The sequence below is a fragment of the Neoaquamicrobium sediminum genome, from assembly GCF_013240295.1.
GTDB classification, from domain to species: Bacteria; Pseudomonadota; Alphaproteobacteria; order Rhizobiales; family Rhizobiaceae; genus Aerobium; species Aerobium sediminum.
In genome coordinates, this window is record NZ_JABETK010000006.1 from 124,685 (window position 1) to 140,526 (window position 15,842).

A 15,842-nucleotide genomic window follows, 5' to 3' on the forward strand; every position below is an offset into this window, starting at 1 on the left:
CCGATCCGAGTGACCTCATGTCCCGACTGACCGCCTTTCGCCTCCTTGCCACTCTGCTACTCGCGTTCCTGGCAATGCCTGCCGCAGGCCAGCAGGACGATCTCCTGCAAGCCGAGGAAGCTTTCCGCTTCTCCATCGAGCGAAGCGCGGACCAAGAGATCGAGCTCCGATGGGAGATCGAGGAAGGCTATTACCTCTATCGGGACCATCTGGAGGCAAAAGACGCCGCAAGTGGCGTAGCCGTACCGCTCCAGACCGAACCGGGCATCATGGAGACGGAGGATGCCAATTTCGGACCTTCCGAGGTCTACTACCTCGAAGCGCTCGCGCGTCTGGGAGCCGATGCGCCGGCGCAGGTCGCCGTCACCTATCAGGGCTGCAAGAAGGACTCGATCTGCTATCCGCCGCTGACCCTGACGGTGGACACGGCCAGCTTGCAGGTTTCCGAGCCCATCGTCGGCTTCGGCGTCGCGGCCCCGTCGGCAGCGCCTACCGGCGGTACGGGGAACGGCGGCTTCAGCCTCGCTGCAGAAACGCTGGGCGGCGGCATGGTCGGCTCGCTTCTCGCCAGCGGCGGCGCGATCTGGGTGGTCGTGAGTTTCCTTGCCTTCGGGCTCCTGCTCGCCTTCACGCCCTGCGTCCTGCCGATGTATCCGATCCTGAGCGCGACACTGGCGCGCGAAGGCGAGGCGCTGACGGCACGGCGCGGCTTTGTCCTGTCGCTCGCCTATGTGCTGGCGATGGCAGCAGCCTTCGGCCTGCTCGGCATCGTCGCCGCATGGTCGGGCCAGAACCTCCAGATGGTGCTGCAATCGCCCTGGGCCATCGGCGCGGTCGCCGTGGTCTTCGTCGTGCTCGCGACCTCGATGTTCGGCATGTTCGAGCTACAATTGCCGACCGCCTGGGTCAGCCGCATGGCGGGCGTCCAGGCCGGCTCGCGCGGCTCGGTGGGCGGAGCCGCCGGCATGGGCTTTCTCTCCGCACTGATCGTCGGCCCGTGCGTGACCGCTCCGCTCGCCGCGGCCCTCCTTTACATCGCGCAGACCGGGGACGCGTATCTCGGTGCCGCCGCCCTCTTCGCGCTCGGGCTCGGCCAGGGCATTCCGCTGATCGCCTTCGGGACGATGGGCAGCCGCGCGCTGCCTCGGGCCGGGGCGTGGATGGTGCAGGTCAAATACGCCTTCGGATTCGTCTTCCTCGGCGCGTCGATCTGGATGGTCTCCCGCATCCTGCCGCCGCAGGCGACGCTGGCGCTCTGGGCGGGGTTCCTTCTGACCGCTGCCGTCTTCCTCGGTGCCGTCGATCGGCTGACGGCCGAAGCCGGAGCTGGGTTGCGCTTCAGAAAGGCGACGGGGCTCGCAGCCTCACTCGCCGGTGTGATCCTCGCGATCGGTGCTGCATCCGGCGGGACCGACCCCTTCCGCCCGCTTGCCCATTTCGGCCTGGGTGGTTCAAGTCAGCAAGCCGCCGCGACCGAGATGACGTTCGTCGCGGCGAACTCGACGCCGGAGCTCGAGCAGGCGATGGCATCGGCGGATGGACGCCCGACCTTCGTCTACTTCACGGCCGAGTGGTGCATGATCTGCAAGACGATCGAGCGGGACCTGTTTCCGAGCGCCGATGTCGTCGCCGGACTCGACGGCTTCCAGCGTATCAAGGTCGACCTGACGGACTTCAACCAGGCCAATCATGGCCTGATGCGCGACCTCGCCGTCGTCGGTCCACCGACGATGATCTTTTCGACGCGAATGCGGCCGAGCCGGTCGGAACCCGTCTGATCGGCGACGTCGGCGTCGACACGCTGCTGGCGTCGATCTCGCAAGCGAGGCAGTGACATGAATGCAGTCGTCATCGGTCCCTTCGTCTTCGCCCCCGACCGCTTCGCCGCGATCCTGGCCATCGCCTCCTTTCTCCTCCTGAGCGAAGTCCTTGCTCGCAAGGTCGATCAGCGCTTCTCGTCATGGGCGTGGGGCGCGGCCATATCCTTCATCGCCGGTGCGCGGATCGGGCACGTCCTCCAGCATGCGGGCAGCTTTCTCGCCGAGCCGCTGCGCGCATTCTACATCTGGCAGGGCGGGTTCATGATCGAGGCTGGCGTCGCGCTGGCGATCGCCTACACGCTGGTCCGCTTCCGTCGTGAACTGAAGCTTAGCCTATGGACTGCCCTGCCAAGCGCGGCGGCAGCTTATGTCGCCTTCTTCGTGCTCCAGCTCACGGCCGGCACGCCGGCGACCCCGCTGCCGACCGGAGACACATACCGCACGCTTGCCGGGGAACAGTTCGATCCGCACGATCTCGAAGGTCAGCCCATGGTCATCAATCTCTGGGCGACGTGGTGCCCGCCGTGCCGGCGCGAGATGCCGATGATGGCGGATGTGGCTGCAAACACAGACGACGCCCGGCTTGTCTTCGTCAACCAGGGGGAAGGCCAGGAGATCATCCAGCGTTTCCTGACGACGGAAAATCTCGATCTAGAGCATGTCGTGCTCGACGGGCTGGGCGAGTTCGGTCGCCACTACGAAGTGCCGGGCCTGCCCGCGACCTTCTTTGTTGGCAGCGACGGCATGCTTCAGTCGGTTCACATGGGAGAGATTTCACGCGAGGGACTGTTGGCTGGAATTGCTCGGATACAATGAAGCCGCAGCCGCAACCGATTGAGTATTCGCGCACTGATCCCGTGCGAGACCTATCGCCTATCATCGAGTCCGAATAACGCATTGGATGCCGTCTTGCCGGATCAGTCGAGTTTTCTTCTAGCTTGGCACCACATGCGATGTCTATTCGAGCTCTCCACTTCCGATACGCGAAAGGTCGATCCGGATTCCTGCTTTGTCGGGATCTTCATCATCGTGGTGAGCCATCGGTTGACGCCTGGCGATGTCGCCGTGGGTGCCAAGTGTGGCATCATCTTGGTCGACATATCCAGGAGGCTGCATCGGGCGCGACCTGGACGCTCCCGGGTCGCTCTCGTGAAATACCGCACGGCCTTCGAAAAATCCGCTGCGCCAGGCGAGCACGGCGTCCTCGAATGCCTCGTCAGGCTCCGCGCCGTACCAGCGTGTGACAATCCGGTAGACCTTTCCGAACAGGGCAGTACCCATCGAAATGTTGGCGCAGGCATCGACGAGGTCATCAAATAGTTCTGATGCATCGGCAATTCCGACACCGGCGGGATATTGCGTGACGCCGACGCGGACAATCGCGCGACCCACATATTGACGAACGACCGCCATTGCCTCGTCCCTTGTCCTCACTGGCGGGATCAGGACGACGCGATTGCCGACCCGGACATCGACTGCGAGCGGATCGGGAACGCCAACCTCGGTGATGAACCTTTCGACGATCGCTGGCGGAAGGCTTGGATCGGCACATTGTTGGATCAGGGCGGCGTCGAACATGGCAACGTACCTTTTATGTATTGAAAGAGAGGACGAGCGGCAGGCCGAATAGAGAACCCCAAGCAACAACGGCCGCCTTCTGGATAGCGACGATGCTTGTGCCTTCCGTCCACCAGCCGTTCCCTGTCGCGACGATTGTGTTGGGGGAATGCAGCGCCGATTGCAGCACTGGCCAGATCAGGAGTTGCTCGTAGCAGATCAGCGGCGCCACCCGCCGGCCGGCCAATTCTACGATCGGATTGGCAAAAAAATGAGCCCGCGCCCCGCCAACATCGCCCGTCAACGCCAGCCAAGGTTGCCACATCGACACCGGAACCGGCATCCGCTCACGATAGAGGATGCTCCCTCCCTCACTCCCGAGCTCGATCATGACATTGTCGTACCCTTGCTCATCCACTATGATCGCACCGGCATTGACGATGATCTCGAGCCCGGCAAGTTCACTGGCCCATAGGTGCTCGACCGTAGGCGTCCATATACCGGCAGCGCCCTCGGGAAGGACCACTACCTCGTAGCCTTCGGCGGCAGCGGCCTTCACGACTGAATTGGTCTCGCGATGCTGGAAAAACCCCGCATTCCCGCCGCGCTCACCGCCGAATTTCGTATCGACACCGATCAGCCCTGAGGCAAGATCGGAGCCGTCCACGTTACGGCGGACCAGGCAACCGCTCCTCCCAAGACGAGCGATGCGATCGGCCAGACCCGCGTCGTCATTGCGAGGAGGCCGATCGCTCCCGCAGCCAGACCCCACCATCCCCAACCGGGAAAGAGGATGCCGGCTCCCGTGATCGGATGGGCCCAGCCGACGATGCCGAGCGGCGGCACGCTCATCAGCACGGCCGCCAAGCCGTAGCGCCCGGCTCTCCTCCACCCCGGTCGCGAGGTCCAGAGCGAGGCATGGACGAAGACAAAGGCGAATGCGGCGGCGAACCAGAGGCCGATGCCGGCACCGAACCCGCTGCCGTAGAAATTGACGACGCCTTGCGGCAGGCCGCGGGAGGCGGCAAGAAAGTACCCTGCCGACACGATGCCGGCGGTGAGGCGCGAAGGAGCGAGCGCCCAAAGCGCCGGGAACGCGAAGGCGAGCGGCAGGGCGAGGGGATCGCCACTCCAGGCGACCGTGCCAACCGCGACTGCCGCAACTGCAAGCCCGGCCGATTTTTGCATGTCACGGATCGACCGTGAGAACGGGGCGGGCGAGTCCGAGGACACCGTCGGCCGGGATCGGCCCGAAATATCTCGAGTCATAGGAACCCGCGAATTCAGAATGGAGAAAGAGGTGTCCGGCCGGTACGATTCCTCCGGACCAAGGAGCAAGCGCCCTGCCTTGTGCATCGGCTGTGCGAACTTCGGATCTGGCGAGCGGCTGTCCATCGATGGTCACCAGATCTCCGATCTGGATGCGCTGTCCCTGGCCGGCGACCACCGACTTCAGGAGCGGGCTCATCCAGCCCGGACAGATACCGCGGCGCATGTAGCCGCGCTCGGTCCCCAGGACTAATGCATGTGTCACCGGCGGGCATATGAAGATTAGATCGCCAACCGCAGCCGCGCGCTCAATGGGCACGATGCGCCACAGCCCGAGCGCATAGCTCGGCGTGAGATTGATCCGCAGGCCACCCGTCTGACCGGCAACGAAGAGCCCGATCGAGGCGGCCGCGCCGGCGAGAAGAATGGCAAGCGCCCGGCGCCGACTGGTCATTTGACTGCCTCGAGTGTTCGTTCGCTGCGAGGGAGCTGCGGAGCGGCACGCTTGATCGGCCTGCTCGCCGGCAAGCATGCAGCAACGGTCGATGGGAGTATGGCGAGCATTGGCCGCCGCCATGCCCGCCCAGTCGGGAAGGACGATCCCAGGCGGCGATCTCGCCGGATCAGCCGCACCACGGCTCGCGGCGACCATGCCAGTTCCTCGCCAATCCTTCCCGCACCAAGATCCCACCGACATTGCCACTTGCGATCGACAGGATCGCCAGCGTGCGCCCGTGCCGGTCTTGACCCTGCCGGACGATCACAATCGGGCGGCCGCTCAGGAGTTCGGCGAGGCGAAGCTGCGACCGCCGCGCGAGCTCGCGTTCATAGGCGCATTTCCCTTCGATCTCCGGCGCATCGATGTCAGCAAGCCGCACCCGCTCCGACCCGGATCCGAACCCTATACGGAACGTGTCACCATCCCAGATGCGCAGAGCTACCGGAGCGCAGCTCGTCGTGCAGAGGACGACGTCGACAACGAAATGGTTATCTGCGGCGTCCGCTAGCGAGCTGCTGAGCGAGCCCGTTCCGATGAGGCCAAGGCAGCCCAGCACGCCGGCGTGAGCGACCCTCAGAACGGCCTCCAAATGTTGGTCGTGCATCTTCCCCGCTGCCGCAATGCAAGGCGTGGAAAGGGACCACGCGCGATGATCTACAGGTCAGATTTTCGCCCGAGCCGACCTGGTGCGCGACCCGTCAAAAGTGACGGGGCGGCGAATGAGGCGCGAACCACTTTGGATGAGGGCACTGACGCTTGTGCGGCCTTGAAGACACCGTCACGCCTTCAACCCCTTCGACTGGCTCCGCCGCGCCGCCTCGCTCTGCTGCAGCGCCGTGTGCGTGCGCTCCTGGGCGGCAAGCTGCTGGGCAGCACGCATGTCCGACCACTGGCTGGCGAGCGCGACGCGATCGGCCGCAGCGACCTGCGCGGCGATGGCTTCGAACACCGGACCGGAAGCGGCCTTGGCGTCGAGCCCGAGGAAGGCGCGGTCGCCGAACTTATTCTCGATCGCGGCATTGAAACGGTCGATCTCCGCCTTGACCATCCGGTCGGCCAGCGCGAACCCCATCGCGGCCGGCAGGTCGTTGCGGTCGATGGCGTCCCTCACCTTCTCGAGCACGACGATCGCGTTGGGCGAGAGCGCCGGAATGTCGAGACGGGCGCGCTCGCGGGCTTCCTTCTCCTCGTGGGTGAAGCGCGCCGTGGCAGAGGTATGGAGCTGGTGATACCGCTCGATCTCGTCCCGTAAACCCGCCCCGCCCTCGCTTGCCAGGCGCCGGGTCTCCCGGTCGCCTGCGGAGGCGAAGAGGCCGGTCTTGCCGCGCAGCTCCCCGAAAATCTCGGGCTGACGGACAAGCTGGTCGAGCACAGCCTTGTGCTGGTCCGGCGCGGCAGCGACCGCTTCGAGGTTCATGCGCGCCGTTGCGGCGTCTGGCTCCTGATACATCCGGTCGACCCGCTCGGTGACCTCCTGCCACTGTGCCTGCAATGTCGGGGTGAACGTCACCTTTTCCTCCACCGTTTGAACAAGGGATCGTGGCCAGGTCGCTATGCCGCGGATCGCGATCGCGCCGCTGTCGAAGACCGGCGACGCCGTGACGGCGGCCGCCGCCTCGAGCTGGTCCTGGATATTGTACCGGATGCCGAGGTTCTCCGCCTCCCGGCAAAGCTGCTGGGCCGACTGGAACACCGGACGCAGCGCCGACAACCGTTTCTGCTCGGCCTCGCCGGTGACGGCAGCGCGTGCGGCCCGGCGGGTCGCGCTGTCCGCATCTTCGAGGAAAGCCCCTTCCCCGAACCGCCTGTTGAGCGCATCCGCGAGCGTCATCACCTCGGCCGACAAACGCGGCAGGCGCTGGAGCCGGAACAGGGAATTACTATAGCGGTGCGGATGCGCCGCATCCTTGCGCTGCTCCTCCATCGAGAGCAGGAACCCCTCTGCCCGTATCGACGGCCTGGGAACCGCTACCGATGCCGACTGGCGCCGGGCGATCTCGTCGGCGCGGGCCAGGTCGAGCGCATCCCGCCATTCGGTCGCGGCGCGTCCCGCCGCCTCGGCGACGAAGGCGACGTCCTCGAGCGCGGCGCGCCGTTCTCCATCCAGCTGGCCGCCTGCGATGCTACCGCGCACGGTGCCGAAGCGTTCGGGCGTTTCCGCTATTTCAGCGCGGAGCCGCTCGGGGTCGAAGCCGAGCCGCCATTCGGTTTCGATCCGGGCGCAAGCCGCTTTCGGGTCCGACCACAACACCCCCGCCGCACGCTGTAAGCGGGCCGAGGCCTCGACGTATTCCGGCGCGGCCAGGGCATTGGCCTGCGCCACCTCGGCGACGGTCCCCTCGAAATTCGTCGTGACTGCGAACAGCGGACCGTGCCAGGGCGGCAGTTTCGCCGACGGCCGCGCCGCGCGCCCCCTGCCCCGCCCGCCGCAGGCGTTCCGGCCTGCCCTCCCGTTCCGGCCTGCAGCCGCCGCGTCGGTTTCGCAGTCGGGGCCGGGGCCGCCGTGCCGGTCTGCACCACGATGGGCACCTGGCGGATTCCGGTGATCGCGCTCTCGATCCGCGACCAGAGCCGCGCCAGCCTGTGCCGCTGCTGGTCGACCCATTCGATCTGCCGCTCGAACAATCCGGCCTTCACCGGGTCCAGCGTGCGCTCGCTTTCGTGGCCACGGCGCTCGAGATATTCAGCGCGCTCCTCGTAGTCCAGCGTCGTGCCCTTGGCCCCGCTTGTCCCCAGGCGCTCGGTCAGAGCGCTGTGGTCGGAAAAGTCCTTGCGGTTCGCATAGAGCGTCACGGCATCGCGGTGCCGGCTCATCGCGACATAGGCGAGATGGCGGTCCATGCCCCAGGTGGCGAGCACATAGGCGCGATCGACGGTCGCCCCCTGGGATTTGTGAACCGTGGCTGCATAGCCGTGATCGAAAGTATCGTATTCGTCGGGTTTGACCTCGATGGTGCGGCCGAAATCGAGCTTGACGGTCAGGACATCCGGGCTGACGGACTCGACCGTGCCGAGCATGCCGTTCTTGACGTCCCGGTCGTTTTTGAGGAGCAGCAATCGGTCGCCGCCGGCGAACTCGCGCACGCCACGAGACGTCTGGTATTCGATCCCGTCGTTGAGCTCGCCACGCTCTTTCCGGGCCTCGCGGATCAGGCCGTTGATCATGAAGACGTCGGCATTCGAATGAGCGAGCGCGAGCGAGGATCCCGCCTCGACGCCGCCATCGGCCAGCCAGTCTGCGACCAGCGCCTCGTGGGCGGCCTCGCGCGTATCGGACCAGGTGACATGACCACGATCGTTGTAGGCATCGAGCGCCTTGCCGACCCTGCCGCGCGCAAAGTCCCTGGAAGCCTCCTGCGCCCAGTCCTCGGTCTGCCTCCGGATGCCCTCGAGCTCCATCAAGCCGACACGTTCCGAGATCGCGCGGAAGGCGGCGCCCGCCTCGATCGGCTGCAACTGCTCGGCGTCGCCGACCAGAACGATCTTGGCGCCGGCATCCTCAACCCGGGCGATGATGCGCGCCAGCTGCTTGGAGGATACCATGCCCGCTTCATCGACGACGATCACGTCGCCCTTTTCGAGAACTTCGCGATCGTTGTTCCAGGCGAACTCCCACGACGCCAGCGTCCGCCCCGTGATGCCGCTCGATTTCTGCAGCTCGGCCGCCGCCTTGCCCGCGAGCGCGCCGCCGATGACCCGGCGGCCCTCGGCCTCCCAGGCGCGCCGCGCCGCTTCGAGCATGGTCGATTTGCCCGCACCGGCGAAGCCGACGACGACGGCTACCGCCCGGTCACGGCCGAGATAGCGGACGGCCTCGGCCTGCTCCTCCGAAAGCGCGAAGCCGCGCGCCTCGGCAACGTCGGCCAATGCGCGATCAACCGATTTTTCCGAAACGCCGAACCCCTCGACCAGCCGAAGGCGGCGCGCCGTGTCCATCATGGCGCGCTCGATGTCGAGCATCTCCTGTGTCGTGTATCGCGCTTCGGTGAGCACCACGCCGGTGTCGGGATCGATCGAATCCGGCACGAGCTGGATCAGCGCGTCCGAGTTAAAGGCGGCATCGAGCAGTTTCTCCGACTCGGCTTCGTCGTCGACATAGCGCGCGACCAGCTTTGTCATATCGGCCTCGGTGAAGACCGACCGCTCATTGGTGATGAGGGCGAGCGCCCCGTCCGGCTGATCGAGCAGTTTGCGTGCGGCGTCGCGGCGCGCCTCGTCGGCCTGGGCCTTGAGCTCGGAGGCGCCCTGGCGCAGTGCGATCGCGTGTCCGCCCGGCCCCAAATGTGTCGTCGGCGTGATCTCGATGCCGAGCTCCTTGTGCGAGCGCTCGTCGATACGGACGTCGAGACCGGCCCGGGCGAGATGGCGGTTGGCATTGTCCGCCCACTGCTTGCGCCAGAGCTTGAGGAGCCCCTTGTCGCCGGCCCAGTTCTCGTACTGGATCTGCCCGTTGACCCGCACGATGTTGCCGTCAGCGTCCTTTCGCGGCACCAGCCTCTTGCCGAACCCGTCCGCGGTCAGCGGGTTCATGGTCAGCATGACATGGATATGCGGGTTGCCTTCCTTTTCGTGATAGACCCAGTCCGCGATCATGCCGCGCGTGGTGAAGGCCTCGGCCACGTAATCGCGCACCAGCTCGACATTCTGTTCGCGCGTCAGCTCGATCGGCAGCGCCAGCACGATCTCGCGCGCCAGCTGCGCATTGACCCGCGTTTCGGCCTGCTCGACGGCGTTCCAGAGCGCCTCGCTGGCGCGGGCCACCGGCTTGCCCTCGACCAGGCGCTCGATCCATTTCGGCGCGTCGGGCGGCAGCGCCAGTTCGGCGAACACCAGGTCCTCGGTGATCCCTGTGTAGCGGAGCGTGCGGACATTCTCCTCGGTGTCGAGCTTCATCTCGGCGCGGTGGCGATAGGCGGCCGCGCCACGGCGCTGCGCCCGCCGCCCTTCGAAATCACCTGCGCTCGTAGATGATAGATCGCCATTCCCGTCCGCTCGCCTGCACCATGCAGTTGCGAGGATCGCCGGAACCGGAAAACGGCGCACAGCGCCGTTTTCCATCGTGGTGATCCACGAGTGGAATCTTCGCCTGTCGGGCTGGAGAAATCGCCCCGGCGTTTATGCCGGGGAAAGGCGCGCATCTGCGCGCCCGGCAAGATTGCGAAAGCAATCTTATAAGTGCGCCCTTCAACACGCGGAGTGAGCGAAGCGAACGGAGCACCGCTTAACGCACCACCTCCCGCACCCGCAACGCTGGCGGTCCTGGCCGAAAACGGCGGATCGCAAGGATAGGGCGATTCCACAGGCTCGGGTTTTGGCGATTTCGGGAGAACCTGACCCGTCACTTCTGCCGGGTTGTCGCGCGGGCGCGGGTGGGGTTGCCTGACCCTACCAGACGGCCGCGCGCGGCGAGAAAACGACGGAGACCGACATGGCGGAGAAACGGGCACGGCACGCGGCCGTGATCAGCGACATCGACGCGCAGATGGCCAAGCTGCTGGAGAGGAAGAAGGACGTCCTGCGCAAACGGGCCGAGCGTATCGCCAAGCTCGCGACCGATGCGGGGCTTGCCGAACTCGACATCGCCGACGATGAGCTCACCGAGGCGTTCCGCGAGGTGGCCGGGCGATTTCGCGGCCGCGGGCCGAGGACATGATGACGTGGTCGTTCGGCGTCTGGATCGGAAGATGGCCAGCCTCGCCTTCAGGAGGCGCACCATGATCCATGTCGAGCGCCGCGGCGACAATCGGCTCAAGTTCCAGCTCGGCGGTCTGGTGGTGAAGGCCGGGCTCGGCGGCGAGGACCATGCCGTCATTTTCGGAATGATGATCGAGGGCGCAAGGCATCTCACCGAACCCGGCGAGCGCGAGCGCCTGCGGGCCATCGGCAAGGAGGCGTTTCGCGGTGAACCCCAAGAAGCTGACATTGATGATCGTTCCGATCCTCGCGATGGGCGCGACGGCGATCCTGCTGCGCGGTAGTGAGCACTGGCTCTCCGCGTTCGGCACGACGGACGACGCGCGGATGATGCTGGGGCGGAGCGGCATCGCCCTTCCCCTTGTCGCGGCTGCCGCAATCGGGCTCATCGTCCTGTTCGCCGCCGCAGGGGATTGGCGATCCGCTACGCAGGGGCGGGCGTGGCGATCGCGAGCCTCGCGATCGGCAGCCTCGCCGCCCTCGGCGAGGTGATGCGCCTGTCGGGATTCGCCGATCGGGTGACGGAGGGCACGCTGCTCTCCTACGCGGACATGGCGATCGGCGTCGGGGTGGCAGCGCTGTTCGGCTCGGGGCTGTTCGGCCTGCGCGTCGCGATGCGCGGCAACGCCGCCTTCGCGGCAAGCGGCCCGCGCCGGATCCGGGGCTCGCGCGCCATCCATGGCAATGCCGACTGGATGACGATGCAGCAGGCGGCAAAGCTCTTTCCGGCGGCCGGCGGCATCCCTGTCGGTGAGCGCTATCGCGTCGACCGCGACAGTGTTGCAGGCGTGCCGTTCGATCCCGGTGACAAGGACACATGGGGAATGGGCGGCAAGGCACCGCTCCTGTGTTTCGACTGCGGGTTTGGCTCCAGCCACGGTCTGGTGTTCGCCGGCAGTGGCGGGTTCAAGACCGTCAGCGCCGCGGTCCCGGCCGCGCTCAAATGGGGCGGCGCGCTGGTGGTGCTTGACCCCTCCAACGAGATCGCGCCGATGGTCATGGACCATCGCAAACGCGCCAACCGCAGAGTTGTCGTGCTCGACCCTGCCACCTCGCATATCGGGTTCAACGTGCTCGACTGGATCGGCAAGTTCGGGTCGACCAGGGAGGAGGACATTGCCGCAGTCGCGACATGGGTGATGACCGATAGCGCCCGCATGGTCGGCATGAGGGACGACTTCTTTCGCGGCACCTCGCTCCAGCTCGTCACCGCGCTGATCGCCGATGTGTGCCTGTCCGGAAACACGCCGCCCGAGAACCAGACCCTGCGTCAGGTCCGCGCCAATCTGGCCGAGCCCGAGCCCAAGCTCAGAAGCAGGCTTCAGGCGATATGGGACAATTCGGGCAGCCGGTTCGTGCGCGAGAACGTTGCCCCCTTCATCAACATGACGCCCGAGACCTTCTCGGGCGTCTATGCGTCCGCGGCAAAGGAGACGCACTGGCTGAGCTACGAGAACTATGCCGCGCTGGTGTCGGGGGAGAGTTTCGTCTCCGACGATATCGCCAAGGGCAGAACCGACGTGTTCCTCTCGCTGGACCTCAAGACGCTGGAGACCCATCCCGCGCTCGCCCGCGTCATCATCGGCGCTCTGATGAATGCGATCTACAATCGCGACGGCGATATCGCGGGACGCGCGCTGTTCGTCCTCGACGAGGCCGCCCGGCTCGGCTTCATGCGCATTGTCGAGGTCGCGCGCGACGCGGGCCGGAAATACGGCATCACGCTCATGATGCTGTTCCAGTCGGTCGGCCAGCTCCGCGACGCCTATGGCGGCCGCGATGCGGCGAGCAAATGGTTCGAGAGCGCATCGTGGGTGTCGTTCGCGGCCGTCAACGACGCCGAGACGGCCGAGTTCATCTCGCGCCGCTGCGGCGAAACCACTGTCGAGGTCGATCAGGTGAGCCGCACCTCGCGCATGGGCGGCTCCTCGCGCACCCGCTCGAAATCGCTGACCTCGCGGCGGCTGATCCTGCCCCATGAGGTTCTCCAGATGCGCACCGACGAGCAGGTGATCTTCACCGCCGGCAATCCGCCGCTCCGGTGCGGGCGCGCCATCTATTTCCGGCGCGAGGACATGTTGTCCTCGGTCGGCGTGAACCGCTTCCACACCGGCAAGGGGTCGGGGTGATGGAACGGCGTTTTCGAATCGGTGGATCGGAGGTCGCGGGGGATGCGCGCGATCTGGGTGAACGGCTCGCAGAGGCGTTCGCCCGGCGCGAGCACCCGCGATGCCTGTGCTGCCCTGACGGCGTGCCGATGTACATCGCCCGGTTCGGGGACCGGCACATTTTGAAGCGGATGCCGGGAACCGGCCCGCAGCACGACGTCGACTGCGATTCCTACGAACCGCCGTCGGGCTTGTCCGGAATAGCGGCCGTCGAAGGCCAGGCGATCGTCGAGAATATCGAGGACGGCACGACGGCGCTGAGGCTCGGCTTCAGCCTGTCGAAAGTCGCCGGGCGCGCAGCGCCCGCTGCAGGCGAAAGCACCGAGGCGAGCGAGGCGAAAGCCGAGGGCGCGCGGCTGTCGCCGAAGGCGACGCTGCATTTCCTGTGGGACCGCGCCGGTTTCAATCGCTGGCGGCCGGCGATGGCCGGACGCCGCAACTGGGCCGTGCTGCGCAAGTTCCTTCTCGACGCCGCGGATGCGTCGATGGCGAAAGGCAAGCCGCTGGCGCATTCGCTCTACATTCCGGAGATGTTCGACGCGAAACGCGAGGACGCTATCTCACGCCGGCGGGCTGAGTTCCTGAGCCGAGCGATTCAGTCTAACGGCAATCGCCGTTCGCTGGCGATCCTGATCGGCGAGGTCAAGGAGATCGCGCCGGCGCACCTCGGCGCGCGGCTCATTGTGAAACACGCGCCGCGTTTCCCGTTCATGCTGGCAAAGGATGTCGAGCGCCGAGTGAAGAAGACCTTCGCCAACGCGCTGGCGCTGTGGGACGCCCATTCGGAATCGCATCTGGTGGCCGTCGCTACCTTCGGCATCGGCCCGGCCGGCGTCGCCACCGTCGAGGCGATCGCGCTTATGGCGGTTAACGAGAACTGGATTCCGGTCGACACCGCCTACGAGGCGATGCTGGTGGAGCGGCTGACGAAAACCGGTACGGGTTTCGTCAAGTCGCTGCGTTTCAATCTTCCATCCGGCCAGCCGATGGCGAGCCTCGTTGTGACGCGGGCCGTCGGCGAGTCGACCGCGCTCTATCTCATCCCTGCCGATGCCGATGCCGCGTTTCGCGAGAAGCTCGCAGATCTGATCGGCGAGAGCGGCATGCCGGCATGGGTGTGGGATATCGCCAAAGGGCCGATGCCCGACCTCCCTTCCTGACGTGCGGCCGCAGGCCGCGTCCGGGAGAGGGGATGGGTTTGGGAAGGGGGCGAGGGGACCGTCGCCCCTTCCCATGGGAGGGTGTTTGAGGGAGGGGCTGGCCCTTCCCTCATGGGAGAGTTTGAGAGGGGGCTTGCCCCCTTTCATCAGCAGCGCCGACCGGTCAATCCGGCCGGCGCTGCTCCATCGCCAAGGCAAGAGCGACAGGCGGTCAAGGCCGCCTGTCGCTCGATGCAATCAGTGGGCGCTACCGTGCAGCGCCACGTAGCACTCCGGGTCCTCGTCCGGCTCCTCCACCCCGAAATATTGTTTGGTGGTATATGTGTTGAACACGATGCCGGTCTCCTTGGCGATCTGGCCGAGGATCTTGCAAAGGCCGTTCAGGCGGTCGTCGCCGATCTTGATCCGGGGCGGAGGAAAGCCGTCGAGGAAGCGCCACTCGCCCGTGCGCTTGTTGTACCATTCCTTCGTGGCCCAATCGACACAGACATCGCAGTGCAAAAGATCGATGCCGTCAGGCTCCCGCCAGAGGTAGGTGAGGTCCTGCCCTGCGGCCCAGATCTGCTCGCCCAGATCCTCCGCCTCGGGGCTGTCGGGATTCTGGGCGAGCTTGCATTCCGCCGCGACGGTTGCTCGCGCTAGGTCTATGAGCTCGTCCAGCTTGCCGACGAGCGTGTCGTGAGCGACGCGGCTCAAATCGTCGTTGCAGGCGAGCCGGTTCGCCAGAACCATGATGCGGAAACCGGCGAACTTGGCGTGGAGTTTTGTGTAGTAGAAATCAGACATGGAAGCCTCCTTTTCGTTCTGACGAAAAGGTGCCCGCAAAATTGGGGGAACCGCTCGTCCTTGAGGCCGCAGGGGCGAATGCGACAATGGGAAGTCAGAGAGAGAAGCACCGCGGCCCCGACCAGGGGCCGCGTCCGCATGGTTCGGGGATGGTCTGGAAGGGGGTGGTCCACCCCCTTCCAGGGGTGGGGGTTCAAGGGGGCGGGGCTCTGCCCTGCCCCTTTGGGGGAGAGCTTGAGAGGGGCGGCCCTGCCCCCTTCTCAGAGGATAGCCCGCCCGGTGGATCCGGCGGGGTATCCTCCCCTGCGTTTGCCCCGCAGGCGGGAACCCGGTCCGCCCCCGCGCCTGTCGCGCCTCCACCGGTGGGGCGCCGGACCCCTTCGTGGGGTCCGGCCTCGGCATCATGCCGATGCGATGATCTCCGGCTTTCGGCTCTCGACGCGGATCTCGAACCCCTTGACGCGGCTGCCGAAGACGTTCGGGCCGGAAAAGGCTTCAAAGACCGGGGAGAAGACGGGATAGCGGATGGTCAGCAGCCCGGCGATGTCCTCGATGGACCGGTGCGGCGAAACCGTCTCGCCCATTGCGTCGGTGCCGACGATGAGGAGGTTCCCCGCGAGTGGGCTGGCGTAGTCCTCAAGCTCGGTGAAGCACGACAGGGTGTCGGTCAGCCCGTTGTCATCCACGACGACGGAGTGGCTCCGGTCGATGCGCACCATGTCGATCAGCCCGCATCCAATGTGTTGGCGAATGTCGGCAAGGCTGTTTGCCCGGTCGATGGTCACGATACGGATGGTGCGACGTTCGACCTCAACGAGGTAGGCGGAAATGGTCATGTCGATTGCTCCTTTCTCGCGAAGCGAGGTCCCTTCCGTCAGGAAGCAGGACC

The 15,842-nt window shown here is 65.9% G+C and carries 12 protein-coding genes and 2 pseudogenes; 6 read left to right on the forward strand and 8 right to left on the reverse strand.

Features of this window, described 5'->3' with window-relative positions; genetic code table 11:
• Positions 1–17 precede the first annotated feature (17 nt).
• Together dsbD and HK436_RS29530 are read left to right on the forward strand one after the other, a co-directional pair.
• Complete coding sequence (gene dsbD / locus HK436_RS29525) at positions 18–1,778, forward strand: protein-disulfide reductase DsbD (RefSeq protein ID WP_244649547.1); 1,761 nt, start codon at positions 18–20, stop codon at positions 1,776–1,778.
• A 57-nt stretch (positions 1,779–1,835) separates the two neighbouring features.
• Positions 1,836–2,636, forward strand: coding sequence for a TlpA disulfide reductase family protein (locus HK436_RS29530; RefSeq protein ID WP_173195130.1), 801 nt, complete (start codon positions 1,836–1,838; stop codon positions 2,634–2,636).
• A gap of 141 nt (positions 2,637–2,777) precedes the next feature.
• On the opposite strand, the gene HK436_RS29535 is transcribed toward HK436_RS29530, so the two are convergent.
• The 6 genes and pseudogenes from HK436_RS29535 to traA form a co-directional block, all read right to left on the reverse strand.
• Positions 2,778–3,398 carry a TraH family protein gene (locus HK436_RS29535; RefSeq protein ID WP_173195131.1) on the reverse strand — a complete coding sequence of 207 codons (621 nt, stop codon included), beginning with the start codon at positions 3,396–3,398 and terminating at the stop codon, positions 2,778–2,780.
• 13 nt (positions 3,399–3,411) lie between these two features.
• Positions 3,412–4,565: pseudogene (locus HK436_RS29540) on the reverse strand (conjugal transfer protein TraB).
• A gap of 1 nt (position 4,566) precedes the next feature.
• Positions 4,567–5,100: a conjugative transfer signal peptidase TraF gene (gene traF / locus HK436_RS29545; protein ID WP_173195132.1), complete on the reverse strand. Its 534-nt coding sequence runs from the start codon at positions 5,098–5,100 to the stop codon at positions 4,567–4,569.
• A 169-nt stretch (positions 5,101–5,269) separates the two neighbouring features.
• Positions 5,270–5,749 carry a thermonuclease family protein gene (locus HK436_RS29550; protein WP_173195133.1) on the reverse strand — a complete coding sequence of 160 codons (480 nt, stop codon included), beginning with the start codon at positions 5,747–5,749 and terminating at the stop codon, positions 5,270–5,272.
• Positions 5,750–5,923: 174 nt separating this feature from the next.
• Positions 5,924–7,393 carry a BID domain-containing protein gene (locus HK436_RS29555; protein ID WP_173195134.1) on the reverse strand — a complete coding sequence of 490 codons (1,470 nt, stop codon included), beginning with the start codon at positions 7,391–7,393 and terminating at the stop codon, positions 5,924–5,926.
• Positions 7,306–10,203, reverse strand: a complete 2,898-nt coding sequence (traA, locus tag HK436_RS29560) for a Ti-type conjugative transfer relaxase TraA (protein WP_173195135.1) — start codon at positions 10,201–10,203, stop codon at positions 7,306–7,308. Before traA ends, HK436_RS29555 begins: the two co-directional genes overlap by 88 nt.
• 370 nt (positions 10,204–10,573) lie before the next feature.
• Here traA and HK436_RS29565 point away from each other — a divergent pair, with 370 nt between their 5' ends.
• The 4 genes and pseudogenes from HK436_RS29565 (at position 10,574) to HK436_RS29580 (ending at position 14,167) form a co-directional block, all read left to right on the forward strand.
• Entirely contained in the window at positions 10,574–10,798 is a 225-nt protein-coding gene (locus HK436_RS29565) for a TraC family protein (RefSeq protein WP_173195136.1), read from the forward strand.
• Positions 10,799–10,829: 31 nt separating this feature from the next.
• The gene (locus HK436_RS29570) at positions 10,830–11,123 is read left to right on the forward strand and encodes a conjugal transfer protein TraD (RefSeq protein ID WP_312860805.1); all 294 of its coding nucleotides are present in this window, start codon (positions 10,830–10,832) and stop codon (positions 11,121–11,123) included.
• Positions 11,047–12,968, forward strand: a pseudogene (gene traG / locus HK436_RS29575) (Ti-type conjugative transfer system protein TraG). Before HK436_RS29570 ends, traG begins: the two are co-directional and overlap by 77 nt.
• A complete protein-coding gene (locus tag HK436_RS29580) occupies positions 12,968–14,167 on the forward strand; it encodes a DUF1173 domain-containing protein (RefSeq protein WP_173195137.1) in 1,200 nt (399 codons plus the stop codon). The pseudogene traG and the gene HK436_RS29580 overlap by 1 nt, the downstream one beginning before the upstream one ends.
• Positions 14,168–14,404: 237 nt before the next feature.
• Here the strand turns inward: HK436_RS29580 and HK436_RS29585 are convergent, their stop codons facing one another.
• A complete protein-coding gene (locus HK436_RS29585; RefSeq protein ID WP_173195138.1) occupies positions 14,405–14,953 on the reverse strand; it encodes a hypothetical protein in 549 nt (182 codons plus the stop codon).
• 401 nt (positions 14,954–15,354) lie between these two features.
• Complete coding sequence (locus tag HK436_RS29590; RefSeq protein ID WP_173195139.1) at positions 15,355–15,789, reverse strand: DUF3846 domain-containing protein; 435 nt, start codon at positions 15,787–15,789, stop codon at positions 15,355–15,357.
• Positions 15,790–15,842 lie beyond the last annotated feature (53 nt).